Consider the following 17,864-nt stretch of genomic DNA (forward strand, 5'->3'; position numbering starts at 1 on the left):
CATCTTGAAACGAGACGTTCAGAGTCTCACTGCGGGGAAAAGTGCCGCAATTGCGCCAGCAACCGCTCGCGCACGGGGGATGTGCGCTGCGGGTCCCACGCCATGTACAAGTCGAGCTGGCGCAGCGGCGCGGGCGCGCTGCTTGCCAGCGGCAGCATGACGACGCCCGCCGGCATGGACGCCGCCAAGCTGGCCGGCAGCAGGGCCGCACCAAAACCGGCCGCCACCAGTCCCAGCACCGTCTGCAAACGGCGCGCCTGCTGCGCCACCTGCGGCACGAAGCCCGCATGCAGGCACAGGCTGGCCAGCTGGTCGTGGAAACCCTGGCCCAGTTCGCGCGGCGAGGCGACGAAATCGTCAGCGGCCAGATCCGCCAGGTCCACCCGCGCCTGGCCCGCGCAGCGGTGGTTCAACGGCAGCGCAACGACGATGTCTTCGCCGGACAGGCGCTCGAAGCGCAGTCCCGGCGTGCTGCGCCCCGGCGCGCGCAGCAGGGCGATATCGACCTCGCCTTTTTCCAGCCACTCGACCTGCTGCTGCGTCGACGCTTCGCGCAAGGTGAATTGCACGGCGGGCGAGGCGGCGCGGAAGGCCCGCAAGGCCGTCAACACGTGGGCGTAGGGCGTGATGTGGATGAAACTGAGGCGCAAGTGGCCCTCGATGCCCTGCGCCACGCGGCGCGTGGCGGCCACGCCCTCTTCCAGGCTGGCCAGCACCTGGCGGGCCGTGGCCAGGAAAGCCGTGCCGGCCGGCGTCAGGCTGACCTTGCGGTTGGTGCGCTCGAATACGGGATAGCCGAGCGCTTCTTCCAGCCGCAATATCGCCTGCGACAACGGCGGCTGCGCCATGTGCAGCCGTTCGGCCGCGCGGCGGAAATTGAGTTCCTCGGCGACGGCGATGAACTGGCGCAGCAGCCGGGTTTCTATCATGGGCCTTTTTTCGCCACCGCCAGGATATGCCGCGCGATGCCGCGCAGGATATTGACTTCTTCCGTTTCCAGCCCCGTGCGCGAAAACAGGCGTTTCAGCCTTGGCATGAGTTTTTTCGGGTTGTCGGCGTCGAGGAAATCGATGGCCACCAGCGCCTGTTCCAGGTGCGCATACATGCCGTCGACCTGCGCCAGGCTGGCCGCGTCGCCGTGAAAACCGACGGGACTGGCGATTTGCCCATCGCCGAGGGCCGCCACGCGGCATTCGTAGGCGACGACTTGCGCCGCCTGCGACAGGTTCAGCGAGGAATACTCGGGATTGGCGGGAATGTTGATCAGCACATTGCACTGCTCGACGATCTCGTTGGGCAAGCCGAAGCGCTCGTTGCCGAAGATGACGGCCGCGTGCAAGTCGTCGCTGGCCGCCAGCTGCGCGGCGATGGCGCGCGGCGCCGTGACGGGCGGCGAAAATTCGCGCAGCCGGGCCGAGACGGCCGCCGCGTAATTGCAGCCTTCGAGCGCCTCGGCGATGGAGCCGACGATGCGCGCGCCCGCCAGGATATCCTGCGCGCCGCTGGCGAAAGCCACCGCTTCCGCATCCGTCAAGGCGTCGGGAAAGCGGGGATTGACCAGCACCAGATCGGAAAAACCCATCGTTTTCATGGCCCGCGCGACGGCGCCAATGTTGCCGGATCGACTAGTTTCGACAAGAATAAATCGCAGGCGTTTGAAAAGAGACGTGTTGATTTCGGGCAGATTCATTTAAAATAGCGCTATTGCGCGGTATCGATACAGGAAATTTCGGGAAACGGAGTCACAAAACGCTGACTCCAGGCCGGGATTTTAACCACTTCGGCACCGCTCCGCTCTTTAATTCATTCTTGCACTCTATCGTACCGGCGCCGAAAGGCGACGCTGGGCGGTCGCGTGCTTTTAACGGAAGCTCACATGCACCCAATGCTCAACACGGCGATCAAAGCCGCCCGCCGCGGCGCCGCCGTCATCAATCGCGCCTCTTTTGACCTCGACCGCGTCGTCGTCACGGAAAAACAACATAACGATTTCGTCACCGACGTCGACCAGGCGGCCGAACAAGCCATCATCGAGGTGCTGTCCAAAGCCTACCCGGACCACGCGTTCCTGGCTGAGGAATCGGGAGCTTCCGCCAACTCGCACGACGAGAATGAATATCAGTGGATCATCGACCCGATCGATGGCACCACCAACTTTATCCACGGCTTCCCGCAATACTGCATTTCGATCGCCCTCGCGCATCGCGGCGTCGTCACGCAAGCCGTCATCTATGACCCGGTCCGCAACGACCTGTTCACGGCCACCAAGGGCGCCGGCGCCTACCTGAACGAAAAACGCATCCGCGTCACCAAGCTGGACCGCATCTCGAACGCCCTGCTGGGCACCGGCTACGTGGCCGGCAGCGCCCGCGCGCTGGACGAATACCTGAAGATGTACGCGATCATGGGCGAACGCAGCCAGGGCGTGCGCCGCGCCGGCTCGGCCGCGCTGGACCTGGCTTACGTCGCTTGCGGCCGCCTGGACGGCTTCTACGAAAAAGGCTTGAAGCCTTGGGATATCGCCGCCGGCGCCCTGATGATCACGGAATCGGGCGGCATCGTCGGTGAATTTTCCGGCGAATCGGACTACCTGTACAAGGGCGACGTCATCGCCGCCAGCCCGAAAATCTTTGGCCAGATGATCACCCTGCTGACGCCATTCGCCTGATTGCCGGGCCCGCGCTGATGTAACAAAAGCTGCAGGAGGCGACTCCGGCAGCTTTTTTTTCGCCCCGGCCCCTCTTCAGCTGCCCCGCATGGCCGGCAGCAGCACGCGGTAAATCTGCAGGAACGCCGGCCCCATCAGCACGACCATCAGCGAGGGGAAGATGAAAAAGATCAACGGAAACAGCAGCTTGAGGGCGATCCTGGCCGCCGTTTCCTCGGCCCGCTGGCGCCGCTTGGTGCGCAGCTGGTCGGACTGCACCCGCAGCGACGCGGCGATGCTCGTGCCGAAACGCTCGGCCTGGATCAGCAGGGTCACCAGCGCGTCCACATCCTCCACTCCCGTGCGCAGGGCCAGGTTGCGCAAGGCCTTGTCCTTGGCGCTGCCGGCGCGCAATTCCAGCGTCACCAGTTGCAGCTCTTCGGCCAGGACCGCGCTTTTCAGACCGATTTCCTGCGCCACGCGCGCCAGCGCCGCATCCATCGCCAGTCCCGCTTCGACACACACCGTCATCAGGTCCAGCGCATCGGGAAAGGTTTCGAACACTTCGCGCTGACGCTGTTTCAGGCAGTGCGACAGCCAGGCATTGGGCAGGTAGTAACCGAGGGCGGCCGCCGCGACCAGCCACAGCAGCATATTGTGCCCGCCCTGGCGCAGCAGAAAATATGCCAGCAGCGGCAAGCCCACGAACAAGCCTGTCTTGGCCGCGTAAAACAGCGCGGGCGCGGCCTGGCTGCGCCAGCCCGCATGGACGAAGCGGCTGCGGATGGGCGAACTTTCCCAGCCCTCGTCCGGCAGCGACAGCCTGGCCAGCGGGCGCGTCAGGCTGACGGCGTGCGCCAGCCAGCGCCGCCTCGCATGGCGCCCGCTGTCGCCGCCGGCGCCCGCATCGCCCAGCGCCTGCAGCCGCTCCTGCACGGCACTGCCCGTGCACAGGCGCAACACCAGCAAGGCCAGCGCGAAAACAATCAGGAACAGCAGGCCCAGCAAGGCCAGCTGCGCCGTACTCATCGTGCTCATCGTGTCTGTTCTTTCATCTTACACCCGGATATTGATAATTCTTCTGATGCAGATCACGCCCAGCATCAGCAAGCCCAGCGATACTCCAACCATCTTGCGCCCGCCCCCATCCGTGTACAGCACGGCAATAAACTGCGGATTCATCAAATGCATCATCAGCGCCGCGCCGAACGGCAGCAAACCCAGGACCCAGGCCGACATGCGCCCTTCGGCCGACAGCACGCGCACCTGGCCCAGCAATTTCAGGCGGTCGCGGATGATGGCGCTGATGCTGCTCAGCAATTCAGTCAGGTTGCCGCCCGTTTCGCGCTGGATCAGCACGGCGATGACGAAATAGCGCAAATCCGTGCTGGGCACGCGCGCGGCCAGGTTGCCCAGCGCATCGGCCATCGCGACGCCGAAACTGACTTCGTCGAACACGGCGCGGAACTCGTCGGCCAGCGGCCCCGTCATTTCCTCGCCCACCATTTTCAGCGCGGTGGGAAAGGCATGGCCGGCGCGCATGGCGCGGCTCATCAGGTCGAGCGCGTCCGGCAGTTGCTGCTCGATGCGCACCAGCCGCTTGCTCCTGGAGCGGCGCACCAGCAGATACGGCAGCGCGGCGCCGCCCGCGGCCAGGCCCAGGCGCACATACCATGGCAGCGGCAGCGCACCGGCCAGCAGCAGGCCGGCCGTCCCGCCCAGCAGGCAATAGCCCAGAAAAGTGGCCACGAACCAGCGCATGCCCGCCTGCAGCAGCAGCTGGTCGAGGCGCCGCGCGCCGGGCAAGCCTTCCAGCACGCCTTGCAGCAAGGCATGGGCGCTCAGCGGGCGCTGCTTGGTGATCGACAGCGCCTGTTCGCCATCGCTGGCCGTGTACATGGCTTGCAGGCGCCGCGCCACCCGCGCCGCGCCCGCTCCCCGCGCCGCTTGCCACGCCAGCCAGGCGCCAGCCACCAGCAGCAGCACGGCCAGGAAAAGGAACAGATAGACAAGGTAGGAAAGCATGGCCGGTCAGCGCCCCGCCGCGGTGGGTTCGAACAGGGCGGCCGACACGCCGATGCCAAAGCTGTTCAGGCGATCGAGGAAGCGCGGGCGGATGCCGCTGGCCGAGAAATGCCCGACCACCGCGCCGCCCTCGGCCACGCCCGTCTGCCGGAAGCTGAAGATTTCCTGCATCGTGATGACTTCCCCTTCCATGCCCGTGATTTCCTGGATCGACGTCACCTTGCGCTTGCCGTCGATCAGGCGCGACACTTGCACCACCACCGACACGGCCGAGCTGATCTGTTGCCGGATGGCCTTGCTGGGCAGGTTGGCCGCCGCCATGCTGATCATGTTTTCCAGCCGCGTGATGGCGTCGCGCGGCGTATTGGCGTGGATGGTGGCCATCGAGCCTTCGTGGCCCGTGTTCATCGCGCCCAGCATGTCGAGCGCCTCGGCGCCGCGCACTTCGCCCAGGATGATGCGGTCGGGGCGCATGCGCAGCGCGTTGCGCACCAGCGCGCGCTGGCTCACCTCCCCCTTGCCTTCGATATTCGCGGGCCGCGTTTCCAGGCGCACCACGTGCGGCTGCTGCAATTGCAGCTCGGCCGCGTCTTCCACCGTGACGATGCGCTCCGTCTGGCCGATAAAGCCGGAAATCACGTTGAGCATGGTGGTCTTGCCGCTGCCCGTGCCGCCGGAAATGAGGATATTCATCTTCGCCTTGCCCAGGCCCTGCAGCACCTCGGCCATCTCGGCCGTCATGCTGTGGTAGGCGACCAGGTCGGCCAGGCGCAGGGGATCGACGGAAAACCGCCGGATCGACATCACGGGGCCGTCGATGGCCAGCGGCGGGATGATGGCGTTGACGCGCGAACCGTCGGGCAGGCGCGCGTCGACCATGGGGCTCGATTCATCGATGCGCCGGCCCACGCGCGAGACGATCTTGTCGATGATCTTCATCAGATGGGCATCGTCGTCGAAGCAGACGTCGGTCAGCTCCAGGCGGCCGCCGCGCTCCACATACACCTGCTTGTGGCCGTTGACCAGGATGTCCGACACGCTGGCATCGGCGAGCAGCGTTTCGAGCGGCCCGAAACCCAGCATCTCGTGCTGGATGTCGCGCGTCAGGCTACGGCGCTCGGCGTCGTTGATGACCACCGCCTCTTCGTCCAGCAGGCGCTCGACCAGGCCGCGCAATTCTTCGCGGATGCGCTCCTGCGACAGGCGCTGCATGCTTTCCAGGTCGACCCGTTCGAGCAGCAGCCCATGGATGCGCAGCTTGAGGTCGCGGTAGCCGTGGTTGTCGATGACGGCCATGCGTTGCGGCGCGAGCGCGGCGATCTTGGCGCTGCCGAGCCGTTCGCGGATGGACAAGGCGGCGATGGGGGAAGTAGCCATGAAGTGCTCCTGTTCTGGGATGGGGATCAAGCGCCTGGATCAAGCGCGCCGCAGGACGCGGCCGAGCCAGCCCTGGCGCGCCGTGCTGGCCGCGCCGCCGGCCAGGCTGGCGGCGAACTCCTGCAGCGAGCGGGTGATCGGGCTGGCCTTGTCGAGCTGCAGGATAGGCACGCCCTGGTTGACCGAGGCGGCGGCCGAGGCGTAGTGATTCGGCACCGTGCGGTAGACCGCCGTGCCGTACGCCGCTTCCAGGTCGCGCAGGCGGATTTCGCCGCCCTTGTCGTGGCGGTTGACGATGATATGCACCTTGTCCTTCGCGTATTCGAGCGAGCGGAACATGCCCAGCAGGCGCTTGCCGTCGCGGATATACGGCAAGGTCGCCTGCAGGACGGGGAAGATCATGTCGGCGTGGTCCAGCGCGCGCACGCTGACGGCGTCGAGGTTGCGGCCCACGTCGAGCACGATGAAATCGTACTGGCGCCTGGCTTGCCGGATGACGGCGTCGATGTGCTCGGGCGCCACTTCGCTGGCGTGCGCCGGATCCTCGGGCGCGGCCAGCACGCTGTAGTTGGGCAGGATGTGCAGCATGCTCGATGCCAGGAACGAGGCGTCGAGCCGGTGGATGTCGCGCGTGACGTCGGACAGCGTGGCCAGCGGCTTGTTCTCGGACACGAAGAGCGAGGCGTCGCCAAAATGCAGGTTCATGTCGATCAGGGCAACGCGCTGCTGGCCGCCGGCGGCCAGCGCATAACCGAGGTTGCTGGCGATGAAGGTGGCGCCGCTGCCGCCCTTGCACGAGATGAAGGCCAGCACCTTGCCGTTGCCATGCTCGCGCCGCTCCAGCTTTTCCTCGATGCGTTCGAGCGCCGCATACAGGCTGGCCGGCGCGGCGGGAAACGGCAGCACGTCGCGCACGCCTGCACGCATGGCCTGCAGCAGGAATTCAGGCGCCTGCTGGTGGCACAGCACGATGAAGGCCATGCGCGGATGCTGGTTGCTGAGGCGCTCGATGGCGGCCAGGTCGGCGCCGTCGTTCGACGGGCGGTCGAAGATCAGCACGTCGGGCAGCGATTGCGCCGCCTGCAGCGGTTCCAGTGTTTCGCCGCCCGCGTTGATCTCGTCGAGCCGGTTGCGGCTGCGCAGCAGCCGCCCCAGTTCGGACAGGGTTTTTTGATCCGTGGAATGGATGGCGATTTTCACGATATGCCTTGCTGGTTCTGTGGTGACGGTGCCAGCTTCACTGGCGCGCCCCGACGCCGATGGTGAAGGCGGCCCCTTGCGGCGCGGGCGCGGCAAAGCTTTTCTGGTACGCCGCGTAGGCGGCCTGGGCGGCCTTGCCGTCCATGCCGGCCACGGGATCGCGGTTCGCGCCCGCCTGCGGCGACAGCACTTGCCGCAGGCGCAGCTGCTCGACGCTGCGGCCGAACTGGCGGTCCAGGTTCGGCGTGGCGGCGCAGCCGCTGGCGGCCAGGGCGGCCAGCAGCACAGATAGGAAAAGGGAAAGGGAATGCTGCATGATGTGCTCCTAGTGAGTGTCCGGGCCGGCGGGCGCCGTCTGTGTGGCCGCTTCCTGCCGTGGCCGTGGCGCGCCAGCGCCTTCCATTTTTCCTTGCAAGAAGAACTCGCTGCGGCTGGGCGCCACATAGGCGTCGGTCGGCAAGACGATATCGCCGTCGAGCGTGCCGTCGAGCGGCTTGACGAGGTGCGGCGTGATGATGAACACCAGCTCGGTACGGTCCGTCTGGAAATCGCTGCTGCGGAACAGCGCGCCCAGCACGGGGATCTCGCCCAGGAAGGGCAAGGCCTTGATATTGGTCGTCACATTGTTCTTGATCAAACCGCCCACGGCAAAACTCTGGCCGTCGAACAGCTGCACCGTGGTGGTGGTGCGCCGCGTGGTAAAGGCCGGCAACACGGCATTGGCGGCAGCGCCCCCGCCGGTGGTGATGCCGATGCCTTCGCGGTTCAGCTCCGATACTTCCGGCGCCACCTTCAGGTTGATGCGCCCGCCTTCCAGCACGGTGGGCGTGAACTTGACGGCAATGCCGAATTCCTTTTCCTCCAGCGTGATCTTGTTGGTGGTGCTGTCTTGCGCAACCGGAATGAAAATCTTGCCGCCCGCCAGGAAACTGGCTTCCTGGCCACTGATGGCCATGATGTTCGGTTCGGCCAGCACCTTCACCAGGCCGTCGCGCTTTTGCGCGTCGAGCGTCAGCCCGTTGCCATTCTTGCCGTGCACGGCGCCCAGCTGGCTGGGGTTGCCGCTGAGCAGGTTCGACAGCAAGCCGTAGCTCCAGTTGCCGCGCGTGCCGCTGATGCCCACGCTGGCGCCCAGCTGGTCGACCAGGGTCTTCGACACTTCGGCGATTTTCACTTCCAGCATGACCTGTTGCGGCGCCGCGATCGTCAGCATGTTGATGACCTTGACGCCGCTGGCCGCGCTGGCGGCGCCGTCGGCCGGCGCGGCCGCTTCGCCCGCGCCGCGCTGCGCATAGGCTTGCGCCATGTCCAGGATCTGGCTGGCCTTGACGCTGTCGCTCACCTGCCCCGACAGCACGATGCTGCCGCCGGCCGCGCCGGCCTTGACGGCGCGCTCGCCAGGGAAGACATAGGCCAGCTGCGCCTGCAAGCCCTCGACGTCGATCTCGACTTCGATATCGACGATCACGGGGCGCTGCTGCCGGTCCCACAGGATCAGGTTGGTGCTGCCCGGGGCCAGGCCCCAGACGAACAGCTGGCTGGACGAGCCCAGCATCCTGGCGCCGGCCACCCGCGGATCGTTGACGGCGATCTGCGACACCGGCAGGCTCAGGCTGCGCAAGGTGGACTTGCCCACGGCGATGCGCACGGGCGCGCCCAGGCGGGCGATATCGGCGCCCAGCGACATGGCCGGCGCCGCGACGGGCGACATGACGGCCTGCCTGGCCGGCGCCGCCGCGCTGGCGCCGCTTGGCCAGGCCAGGCTTGCCGCCGCGCCGCCCAGCGTCAGGGCCAGGCGCATGCCCGCACTCGCGGCGTGCTTACGAAATTTGTTCATCGATCATCCTTGCTCGCTTGCCTGCTGATTTTTAAAATTGCTGGACGCTCGTATCCATGCCCTTGATGACGGTGATGCTGTCGCGCGCGGGAGCGCGTGGGGGGGCCGCCTGGCGCCGCGCCGCGCGCACCGGCGCGGCCGCCGGCGCCTTCAGTTCCAGCAGCGACTCCTTGGTGGCGCCGCCCGTGGTGACGGGCGCCGGATCGACCTGGTTGCGCAGCACCAGCGACAGACTGCCCACGCTGCGCGCCAGGTCCAGCTTTTCCACCTGCTCCGGCGTCAGCTCCAGGGTCACGGCATTGACCACCTTGGGCTTGTTGTCGTCGCGGCCGGACTCTTGCGCCACGGCCAGCACCAGGATGCGTTCCAGCACGATCTTGGAAATGGCCAGCGGCCCGCCGCCCGCCGGCCTGGCGCGGTCATCCTGCGTATGCACGAGAATGTCGACGAAATTGCCCGGCAGGGCGAAACCGGCCACGCCCACCACGTCGTTGACGCGCACGGTCATGGCGCGCTTGCCGGCAGCCACGATGGCCGACAGGCCGCCCGTGGCGCCGGGCGGCGCAAGCTTGCTTTCCAGCACAGGCTCACCCTTGCTGACGGCCGTGCGCGTGATGCGCCCGTCCAGCGCGCCGGCCTCGCCAAACGCCCCCGGCGGCATGGCGCCCGCCGGCCAGTCCATGCCGCGCAGCATGGCCGGCGTCACCTTCGCGCCCACGCCGATATCGACCAGCGCGACCATCACCGTCTGGCTGGCCGGCGCGCCTTGTCCCGACATCCAGCGGGCCGCCGCCAGCACGGCGCCCCCCGCCATCAGCAGCGCCAGCAGCAGCACGATCGCAACGCGGCTATTTCTCATGATTTTTCCTCTTGGTAAAACTTGGGTTTCCGGACAAGCACATCATGCATAGCCGCCGGCCGCCAGGGCCAGCCAGATGGCGGTGCCGGCGGCAATGGCGATCGCGTACGGCAGTTTGCCGCCCGGCACGGCGGGCGCATCGACCCGCGGCACTTCGCCTGCGGCGGCGCGCAGCCAGCCTTGCAGCAGCAATTGCCGGGCATTGCTCATCGCCTGGCGCAGCGTGCCCTGGCACAGGGCGACGGCCAGCGCCAGCACGCCGCCCGCCAGCAGGCTGCACAGCACGGCAAACACGGCGGGGCGCGGGCCAAGAAAAGCCCCCACCATCGCCATCAGCTTGACGTCGCCCGCGCCCAGCGCCTTCATCGCATGCATGGGCAGCAGCAAGCCCAGGCCGACGGCCAGGCCGCCCAGCGCCAGCCACGGCCCGGCCGGCGCCGCTCCGGGCCAGGCCACGCTGTTGAGCAGCACCCCAAGCAAGGCGCCGGAAAACACCAGCCGGTTGGGAATGCGCCGGCGGCGCACGTCATGCCAGACAGCCGCGGCAAGCAGCCCCCACAAGACTAAGGCGGGGCTGAACGTCCAGAAAGAATGAGGGTCCATCGTGTACCTGATGCAAGCCGATGGCATGACGGCATGCGCATCGTTGGGCGGGAAGTCGACAGGCCGGTGCGCAGGGGCAGCCGGCCTGTCGGGGTGCAGCGCGGTGGGCAGGCGCCTTAGATCGCCGCGCCCGTCAGCTTGGTGCCGATCGCCTTGAAGGCGCCATCGAGGCCGGTGGTGAAATAGCCGACGGCCGTGACCAGCGCCGCAGCTACCAGCGCAGCGATCAGCGCATATTCGATGGCCGTCACGCCATCTTCTTCGGCGATAAAGTTTTTAATGAAATTCATATTATTCCCTTTCAGGTCAAGTTTTAAACATGATAAAAACTGAAAATACAGTCTGAAAATAAAAACATTCTCTTTGTTTTTATTTGCCAATTTCTGATGCGTGTATTTTATATAAACAAACATTAAATCGAATCAGAGAAAAGTCATTTTATGCGCAGTACAAACCATCTTAATTTTTTGTCTATAATCAGGACATATGTACTGTCACTCCGCATGGACGGGTTCGGCCAGCCGGTTGCGGGTGGCATACACATATAATTCCAGGCGGTTGGTGACATCGAGCTTGCTGTAGATCGATGTCAAATGATTACGCAAGGTTTGCTCCGAGATAAAAGCGCGCTGGGCGATCGCACGGTTCAGCGCGCCATTTCCTTCCACCATCATGGCCACGATCTTGCGCTCCTTCAGCGTCAGCCTGGCGATGCGCTGCTCTTCCGGGTCGGGCGCCGCTTCCGGCTTGTTCAGCACGCCCAGCATGCTGTCGAGCAGCGCCGGGTCCAGGCACAATTCGCCGTGATGCAGGCGGGCGATGGCGTCGACCATTTGCTTGACGGGCGTTTCCTTGCCCACCACGGCGCGCGCGCCGCTGCGCACGGCGCGCCCGCAGGCGGCCTGGTCCTGCGTGCCGCTGAACAGCAATGCGCGCGACACGCCATTGCCCAGCAGCTGTGGCAGATAATCGATGGCGCAGGCGCCGCCGCAGCCCAGATCGGCGTCGAGCACGATGACGTCGGGACACAGGGTGCGCGCCAGCAGCAGCGCGCTGTCGATCTCGGTGGAGCTGGCCACCACCTGCATCGCCGGCTGGGCGCCGGCGAGCAACTGCTCCAGGCCCCACAGCCAGGTCTTGTGGTCCGACACCAGCATGACGCGTATGACATTGTTTGTTGACATGCTTTACCTCTTTACTTGTAGCCCACTCCCATCGGGGAATGCTGTTGATCCGAATCGGCTTGCCTGCCTCGTCCGCGCGCGCCTTCTGCTGCCGCACGCGGGGGAAAGAAGTCATGGGGGCACAAAGGAAGAGGCCTTGGGCCGGCACGCGCCAACGCGGCGCGTGCCCCAGGGCAGCGGTCGCCGCATGCCGGGCGTGAACCGATGGATGGGCAGCGTGGCCAGGGCGGGTGCGCCACGGGCGCGCCATCGCTGCTGCCACCGCTGCTGTTGCTTACATTGCAGCATTTTTGTTGCATCACCTTGCAAAACAAGTCCTTGCCTGCACGCAGGACAATCCTGACACCAGGCCTGTTTTCATACCCGCGCATATTACTCCCGGCCCTGTAGCGACGGGGCCGGCACGTTTGAAATAACGCAGTTAATTGCGATTATCTTGACCTGTAATAATTTAAATGGCGGACACGCCCTTGAAAATCGATATAGAATAATTGCCAGTCAAATGGCGCAATGCCATCCGCCCGACATTCGTCATCGCGGAACTTAACCGGATTATTCCCATGCGCTTAAAACAGGCCGATTCCCGCATATTCCGCAAGCAAAGCGGACAGGCTGGCGCCACCCTGGTCGAATTGGCCCTGATAACACCGGTCTTTCTCATGCTGATAATCGGCATCATTGAATTGAGCATGGCTTATTTTGCCAATATGACCATGCAGCACGCGGTGCGCGAAGGCGCGCGCTATGCCGTCACGGGGGCCAAGGACCTCGACCCCGACAGCGCCAACCAGCAGCGCTACCACGCCGTCATGCAAAAAATACGCGACAGCTCCATGGGCATGTATGACAAGGTCAGCCCCGTGATCTCCGTCAACGGCAGCGATGCGGTAGGCGCCGCCATGTTCGGCCAGGCCGGCGATATCGTCGTCATTTCCGTCGATTGCCGCTGGGCGTTTGCCACGCCCATGATCCGTGCCCTGTTCCGCGACGGCCAGGCGCATTTCGTCGTGGCGGCCACCATGCGCAATGAAAGCTTTGGCGGCCTGTGATGCGCGCGCCCGCTCCCCGTTTTCCGCGCCGCGCCGCGCGCGGCATCGCCGCCATCGAATTTGCCATCGTGCTGCCCTTGCTGGCCTTGCTGCTGTTCATGCTGGCCGACCTGTCGCGCGCCATCCAGGCCAAGACCATCCTGCTCAATATCAGCCGCGAAGGCGCCAACCTGTCCGCGCGCGCCACGTCCGACCTGAGCGGCTCCAGCCAGGGCATCATGAATGCGCTGGCCGCCAGCACGCCGCCGCTGGACATGCACGGGCGCGGCATGATCTACATCACCAAGATCATGGGTTACACGGCGCAGAGCGGCTTGCGCAATATCGTGCTGGAACAATACCGCTGGGACGCCGGCGCGAAGGCCAGCGGCTACCTGCCCGCCAGCCAGGTGTGGCAATGCGGCAGCTGGCGCGATGGCACGTGCACCGGCATCGCCAAGGACGAATACGCCCCCACGGTGTCATTGATGCAGAACCAGCTGGCCGATGGCGAACTGATTTACGCCGTGGAAACTTTCTACAATTTCGATATGCTGTTCGGCACATTGAAATTTGGCAACAGCACGACGCCCGTGCTGGCGCCCAACCTGACTTCGATGACGGTATTCTGATGCGCATTCCACACAAGCGGCAAGGCGGGCAAGTCCTGGTCATGGTGGCGCTGTCGGCCGTCGTCCTGATCGCCTCCGTGGGCCTGGCCATCGATTCGGCCCTCGGCTACTTCGTCAAGGCCAAGCTCAACGCGGCCGTCGACTCGGCCAGCCTGGCGGCGGCGCGCGGCGTCACTGCGGGCAACTCGGAAGAGGAACAGCGGACCAGGGCGCGCCAGTCGGCAAAGGATTTTTTTGACGTCAATTATCCGGACCACTTCCTGCTGTCGACGCCGACCCTCCATCCCGTCGACGTCACGTTCGACAAGGGTACCGTCACCATCGACGTCTCGGCCAGCGCCTCGCTGCCCGTCTCGCTGATGGGCGTACTCGGCTTCAAGACCCTGGAGGTGGCCGCCAGCGCGCAAACCATCCGCAAGGACCTGGACATGGTGCTGGTGATGGATACGTCGCGTTCGCTGGAACACAATGCGGACGCCGTGCGGGCGGCGGGCAAGTCCTTCCTGAACAAGTTCAACGCCACGGTCGACCGGGTCGGCTTGCTGCACTTCGCCTCGGAAGCGCAAATCGACGTCCCGATCAGGCAGATCGACCGCGGTTTCGACCGCGGCGGCATGACCATGAAAGGTGGAAAGATCGATCAATTCGCCTTTGTCGGCGGCACCAACTCGTCCGCCGGCATGTTCCAGGCGCGCAAGCAGCTGAACGACATCGCGCAGGTCGACCGCTCCAGCCTGCGCGTCATCGTGTTTTTCTCCGACGGTTCGCCGGCGGCGTTTTCCTCGTACTTCCCCAACAAGGACAACAAATGCAACGACGCAGGCGGCCTCGCCACCTTTCCGAAACTGCAAAACCCGGCATTGGCGGGCCTGTACAGGATGAAAGTGAGCGACTCGCTCCAGTACGGCGATTGCGCCGCCAGCCAGATCACCGCGCTTCCCGCATGGTATAACGCGACGAATGACGCGGCGCTGCGTGAGTTTCCCATCGTCACCAACTCGCCCCGCGTCGTGACCGCTTCCACCGCCACGGCGCAGGCGCAATGGACGAATGTGCACCGCGCCTCGCGCAACCTGGTCGAAGCGATGGCGGCCAAGGCGCGCCAGGAAGGCATTTTCGTCTTTACCCTGGGCATGGGCGCATCGCTGAAAACCAAGGAAGGGCCGGACAACGAGCTGGGCGAAGACTTGCTGCGCTGCCTGGCCAATACCACCGATGCAAAAGCGGCTTGCCGCAAGCCGGCCGAACCCGTGGGCCTGTATTGCTATGCGGCCAGCGACAGCGACCTGAGTCCCTGCTTCACCCGGCTCGCCTCGGCCATTCTGCGCCTGTCCAAATAAGCGCCTAACCCTGCCACTGCCCCGCCACGACAAAACCCAGGGTCATGGCCACCACCATCGCCGCGCCGGTGGGCGTGGGCGGCGTGGGCGACGGCAGGTCGAACCAGCGGCACACGGCGCCCACCAGCAAGCCCAGTACCGATCCTGCCAGCATGACGTTCATGGCGCCTCCCCTTGCGTTTCACGGCGCTGCAAATACAGGCCCGTGAGCCAGTAGCCGCAACTGGTCAGGAACACCAGCAGCGCGGCGCCCAGCACGGGCGGCGCCGGCACGGGGATGTGCGCCAGCTGGCAGACGAATCCCACGACAAAGGCCAGCAGCAGGCCCAGGATGACTTTCTTGTAGTACATGCTCATTTCCGCTCCTAGAAGGCGAAGCAGCTGCAACCCAGCGTGCCCCAGAAGCCGGAAAAATCGCTGATCGGCACGGCCGACTTGCGCGCCCGGTCGTGGGCGTGGGCGTGCACGCCGCAGGCGCCCGCGCACTGGTGCGGCATGGCCGCCTGCGCCGGCCTGGCCACGGGCCGGTAATGGCCCGGCACCGCACGCACGGGCGACCATTCGGGCAGCACGGGAATCGGGGGCGGCGCCAGGGTCGTGAATTCCGCCTGGCCGTAGACGACCTTGCCACCCACCATGGTCAGCACGGATTCGATGGACTTGATCGCCTCTTCCGGCACCGTGAAATAATCGGCCGACAGCACGGACAGGTCGGCCAGCATGCCCTCGCGGATGCGCCCCTTCTTGCCTTGCTCGCTGGAAAACCAGGCGCTGCCCGCCGTCCACAGTTCCAGCGCCGTGTCGCGCGACAGGCGCCCCGCCGCATCCGTCAGGGCCAGGCCGCCCACGGTGCGCCCCGAGACGAGCCAGTACAGCGCCGTCCACGGGTTGTAGCTGGCCACGCGCGTGGCGTCCGTGCCGCCGCCCACGGGCACGCCCGCGTCCAGCATGCGCTGCACGGGCGGCGTGGCCTTCGCCGCCTCGGCGCCATAGCGCTCGACGAAGTACTCGCCCTGGAAAGCCATGCGGTGCTGGATGGCCAGGCCGCCGCCGAGCGCCTTGACCCGGTCGATATTTTTCGGGCTGATGGTTTCCGCGTGGTCGAACAGCCAGTGCAAGCCGCCGAACGGCGTGTCGCGGTTGACCTTTTCAAACACGTCGAGCATGCGGCCGATCGATTCGTCATAGGTAGCGTGCAGGCGGAACGGCCAGCGCTGCTCGACCAGGTGGCGCACGACCTTTTCCAGCTCGTCTTCCATGCCGGCCGCCAGCTCCGGGCGCGGTTCGAGGAAATCCTCGAAGTCGGCGGCGGAAAACACCAGCATCTCTCCGGCGCCGTTGTGGCGGTAAAAGTCCGTGCCGTCGCCCGGCTTGACCATGCCCGTCCACTTCTGGAAGTCCTGCAATTCCGCGCCCTTGTTCTGCGTGAACAGGTTGTAGGCGATGCGGATGGTCAGCTGCTCTTTTTGCGCCAGCTCGTCGACGACGGCGTAATCCTCGGGATAATTCTGGAAGCCGCCGCCTGCATCGATGGCGCTGGTGATGCCCAGACGATTGAGTTCGCGCATGAACTGGCGCGTGGAATTGACTTGCAATTCGCGCGGCAGGGTCGGGCCTTTCGCCAGGGTCGCATATAAGATCATGGCGTTCGGCCGGGCGATCAGCAAGCCGGTCGGGTTGCCGGCAGCGTCGCGCACGATTTCGCCGCCGGGCGGGTTCGGCGTATTCTTGTCGTAGCCGACGGCGCGCAGGGCGGCGCGGTTCAGCAGGGCGCGGTCGTACAGGTGCAGGATGAAGACGGGCGTGTCGGGCGCAGCCGCGTTGATCTCGTCCAGGGTCGGCATGCGCTTTTCCGCGAACTGGAATTCCGTCCAGCCGCCCACCACGCGCACCCATTGCGGGTTCGGCGTGCGCAGCGCCTGTTCCTTGAGCATGCGCAAGGCGTCGGCCAGCGAGGGTACCCCTTCCCAGCGCAATTCCAGGTTGTAGTTCAAGCCGCCGCGGATCAGGTGCAAATGCGAGTCGTTCAGGCCGGGAATGACGGTGCGGCCAGCCAGGTCGATCACCTGCGTGGCGGGGCCGCGATGACGCATCACGTCCTCGACGTCGCCCACGGCGAGAAATTTGCCATCGGCGATGGCGACGGCGGACGCCAGCGGCTGCGCCCTGTCGACCGTGTGGAAACGGCCATTGAGCAAGATCGTGTGTGCATGCATGGGAACTCCCGATTCAGGTGAAGGATACGCCCCCGCCGGCGGGCGGCGGTGGCGCGATATCAATAAAATCTCAATGGCCTTCGCTGGCATTGAACATGGATTTGGCGTAGATCAAGCCCAGGCCATAGCCGCCGCCGTGCGCCACGGCCGTCGCCACCGTCTCGTTGTAGGTCTCGCCACGTGCCCAGTCGCGCTGCAGTTCCAGCAAGTATTGCACGGACGTCATCGGCTGCGCGCCCGCCTGTATCATGCGCTGCATGGCCATCGCATGGGCTTCGTCGGAGACGTCGCCGCTGGCGTCGGCGATCACGTACACGTCAAAGCCCTGCTCCAGCGCCGACAGCGCGGGGCCGACGATGCACACGGACGTCCACAGGCCGGCCAGCACGATCTTGCCCTTGCCGTAGCCATTCACCTTGTCGGCGATGCGCGCATCTTCCCAGGTATTCATGCTGGTGCGGTCGATGGGCGCCTGTTCCGGGAAGACGGACTGGATTTCGTCGAAGATGGGGCCGGAGAACGATTTGGCCGCCACCGTCGTCAGGATCGTCGGCACCTTGAATTCCGCCGCAGCCTTGGCGACGAGGGCCGCATTGTTGCGCAGCAAGGCCAGGTCGATGGAGCGCGTGGCGAACGCCATCTGCGACTGGTGGTCGATCATGATCAGGGCGTGGTCGTTCGGGGTCAGCAGTTTTTGGGCGGCTTGGGCGGTAGCGATAGGCATGATGTTTTCCTCAGTGAAAATAATTGAATATCAAAGTAGTGGTATCCGGCCCGCACAATCTTGCGCTTTCCTTCTTGCGCTGCCATGTTGCGTGTCAGTGATAGGCAGTATGCACGCACAAAAAGGAAAACAAAAACGGAAAGAATGCCAAGCTATATTCGATTTTTTCGATGATATAAAATAAGCGCACCG

20 protein-coding genes are annotated in these 17,864 nt (G+C 65.2%); 4 read left to right on the forward strand and 16 right to left on the reverse strand.

Translation table 11 applies throughout. The annotated features are described in order from the left end of the window. Nucleotides 1–26 precede the first annotated feature (26 nt). On the reverse strand, nt 27–929 hold the full coding sequence (locus O3298_RS18920) for a LysR substrate-binding domain-containing protein (RefSeq protein WP_305060249.1): 903 nt from the start codon (nt 927–929) through the stop codon (nt 27–29). Beyond that, a complete protein-coding gene (locus O3298_RS18925; RefSeq protein ID WP_305060250.1) occupies nt 926–1,690 on the reverse strand; it encodes an RNA methyltransferase in 765 nt (254 codons plus the stop codon). The genes O3298_RS18920 and O3298_RS18925 overlap by 4 nt, the downstream gene beginning before the upstream one ends. A gap of 195 nt (nt 1,691–1,885) precedes the next feature. Between O3298_RS18925 and O3298_RS18930 the strand changes: the two genes are divergently transcribed. Further along, nucleotides 1,886–2,668: an inositol monophosphatase family protein gene (locus O3298_RS18930; RefSeq protein ID WP_035826389.1), complete on the forward strand. Its 783-nt coding sequence runs from the start codon at nt 1,886–1,888 to the stop codon at nt 2,666–2,668. Nucleotides 2,669–2,743: 75 nt separating this feature from the next. On the opposite strand, the gene O3298_RS18935 is transcribed toward O3298_RS18930, so the two are convergent. The 10 genes from O3298_RS18935 to O3298_RS18980 all read right to left on the reverse strand — a co-directional run bounded on the left by O3298_RS18935 (nt 2,744) and on the right by O3298_RS18980 (nt 11,732). Next, on the reverse strand, nt 2,744–3,685 hold the full coding sequence (locus O3298_RS18935) for a type II secretion system F family protein (RefSeq protein WP_369811608.1): 942 nt from the start codon (nt 3,683–3,685) through the stop codon (nt 2,744–2,746). A gap of 18 nt (nt 3,686–3,703) precedes the next feature. Next, complete coding sequence (locus O3298_RS18940) at nt 3,704–4,672, reverse strand: type II secretion system F family protein (protein WP_305060251.1); 969 nt, start codon at nt 4,670–4,672, stop codon at nt 3,704–3,706. Nucleotides 4,673–4,678: 6 nt separating this feature from the next. Further along, nucleotides 4,679–6,025 carry a CpaF family protein gene (locus O3298_RS18945; RefSeq protein WP_369811617.1) on the reverse strand — a complete coding sequence of 449 codons (1,347 nt, stop codon included), beginning with the start codon at nt 6,023–6,025 and terminating at the stop codon, nt 4,679–4,681. A 63-nt stretch (nt 6,026–6,088) separates the two neighbouring features. Beyond that, the gene (locus O3298_RS18950; protein WP_077401700.1) at nt 6,089–7,249 is read right to left on the reverse strand and encodes an AAA family ATPase; all 1,161 of its coding nucleotides are present in this window, start codon (nt 7,247–7,249) and stop codon (nt 6,089–6,091) included. Between the two features lie 37 nt (nt 7,250–7,286). After that, entirely contained in the window at nt 7,287–7,565 is a 279-nt protein-coding gene (locus O3298_RS18955) for a hypothetical protein (RefSeq protein ID WP_289899216.1), read from the reverse strand. Between the two features lie 9 nt (nt 7,566–7,574). Beyond that, nucleotides 7,575–9,086 carry a type II and III secretion system protein family protein gene (locus tag O3298_RS18960; RefSeq protein ID WP_305060252.1) on the reverse strand — a complete coding sequence of 504 codons (1,512 nt, stop codon included), beginning with the start codon at nt 9,084–9,086 and terminating at the stop codon, nt 7,575–7,577. A 31-nt stretch (nt 9,087–9,117) separates the two neighbouring features. Further along, nucleotides 9,118–9,945, reverse strand: coding sequence for a Flp pilus assembly protein CpaB (gene cpaB / locus O3298_RS18965; RefSeq protein WP_099664843.1), 828 nt, complete (start codon nt 9,943–9,945; stop codon nt 9,118–9,120). Nucleotides 9,946–9,987: 42 nt separating this feature from the next. Continuing rightward, nucleotides 9,988–10,548, reverse strand: a complete 561-nt coding sequence (locus O3298_RS18970; protein WP_305057863.1) for a prepilin peptidase — start codon at nt 10,546–10,548, stop codon at nt 9,988–9,990. Nucleotides 10,549–10,664: 116 nt separating this feature from the next. Beyond that, entirely contained in the window at nt 10,665–10,838 is a 174-nt protein-coding gene (locus O3298_RS18975) for a Flp family type IVb pilin (protein ID WP_071650303.1), read from the reverse strand. Between the two features lie 204 nt (nt 10,839–11,042). Then, nucleotides 11,043–11,732, reverse strand: coding sequence for a response regulator transcription factor (locus O3298_RS18980; protein WP_257218683.1), 690 nt, complete (start codon nt 11,730–11,732; stop codon nt 11,043–11,045). A 560-nt stretch (nt 11,733–12,292) separates the two neighbouring features. On the opposite strand from O3298_RS18980, the gene O3298_RS18985 reads away from it, so the two are divergent. From O3298_RS18985 to O3298_RS18995, 3 genes are read left to right on the forward strand one after another with little or no spacing between them, the layout of a single operon-like run. Continuing rightward, on the forward strand, nt 12,293–12,781 hold the full coding sequence (locus O3298_RS18985) for a TadE family protein (protein ID WP_099668172.1): 489 nt from the start codon (nt 12,293–12,295) through the stop codon (nt 12,779–12,781). Continuing rightward, nucleotides 12,781–13,392 carry a TadE/TadG family type IV pilus assembly protein gene (locus O3298_RS18990; RefSeq protein WP_289911969.1) on the forward strand — a complete coding sequence of 204 codons (612 nt, stop codon included), beginning with the start codon at nt 12,781–12,783 and terminating at the stop codon, nt 13,390–13,392. Before O3298_RS18985 ends, O3298_RS18990 begins: the two co-directional genes overlap by 1 nt. Continuing rightward, nucleotides 13,392–14,732: a VWA domain-containing protein gene (locus O3298_RS18995; RefSeq protein ID WP_305060253.1), complete on the forward strand. Its 1,341-nt coding sequence runs from the start codon at nt 13,392–13,394 to the stop codon at nt 14,730–14,732. Before O3298_RS18990 ends, O3298_RS18995 begins: the two co-directional genes overlap by 1 nt. 4 nt (nt 14,733–14,736) lie before the next feature. Here the strand turns inward: O3298_RS18995 and O3298_RS19000 are convergent, their stop codons facing one another. The 4 genes from O3298_RS19000 to O3298_RS19015 all read right to left on the reverse strand — a co-directional run bounded on the left by O3298_RS19000 (nt 14,737) and on the right by O3298_RS19015 (nt 17,672). Further along, a complete protein-coding gene (locus O3298_RS19000) occupies nt 14,737–14,895 on the reverse strand; it encodes a XapX domain-containing protein (protein ID WP_077401676.1) in 159 nt (52 codons plus the stop codon). Beyond that, nucleotides 14,892–15,089, reverse strand: a complete 198-nt coding sequence (locus O3298_RS19005; RefSeq protein WP_251351864.1) for a DUF1427 family protein — start codon at nt 15,087–15,089, stop codon at nt 14,892–14,894. Before O3298_RS19005 ends, O3298_RS19000 begins: the two co-directional genes overlap by 4 nt. A gap of 8 nt (nt 15,090–15,097) precedes the next feature. After that, the gene (locus O3298_RS19010; RefSeq protein WP_305060254.1) at nt 15,098–16,948 is read right to left on the reverse strand and encodes an amidohydrolase; all 1,851 of its coding nucleotides are present in this window, start codon (nt 16,946–16,948) and stop codon (nt 15,098–15,100) included. 70 nt (nt 16,949–17,018) lie between these two features. After that, the gene (locus O3298_RS19015; protein ID WP_305060255.1) at nt 17,019–17,672 is read right to left on the reverse strand and encodes a hydrolase; all 654 of its coding nucleotides are present in this window, start codon (nt 17,670–17,672) and stop codon (nt 17,019–17,021) included. Between the last annotated feature and the right edge of the window lie 192 nt (nt 17,673–17,864).

It is taken from the genome of Janthinobacterium sp. SUN137, from assembly GCF_030587265.1.
Classification (GTDB): Bacteria; Pseudomonadota; Gammaproteobacteria; order Burkholderiales; family Burkholderiaceae_D; genus Janthinobacterium; species Janthinobacterium kumbetense.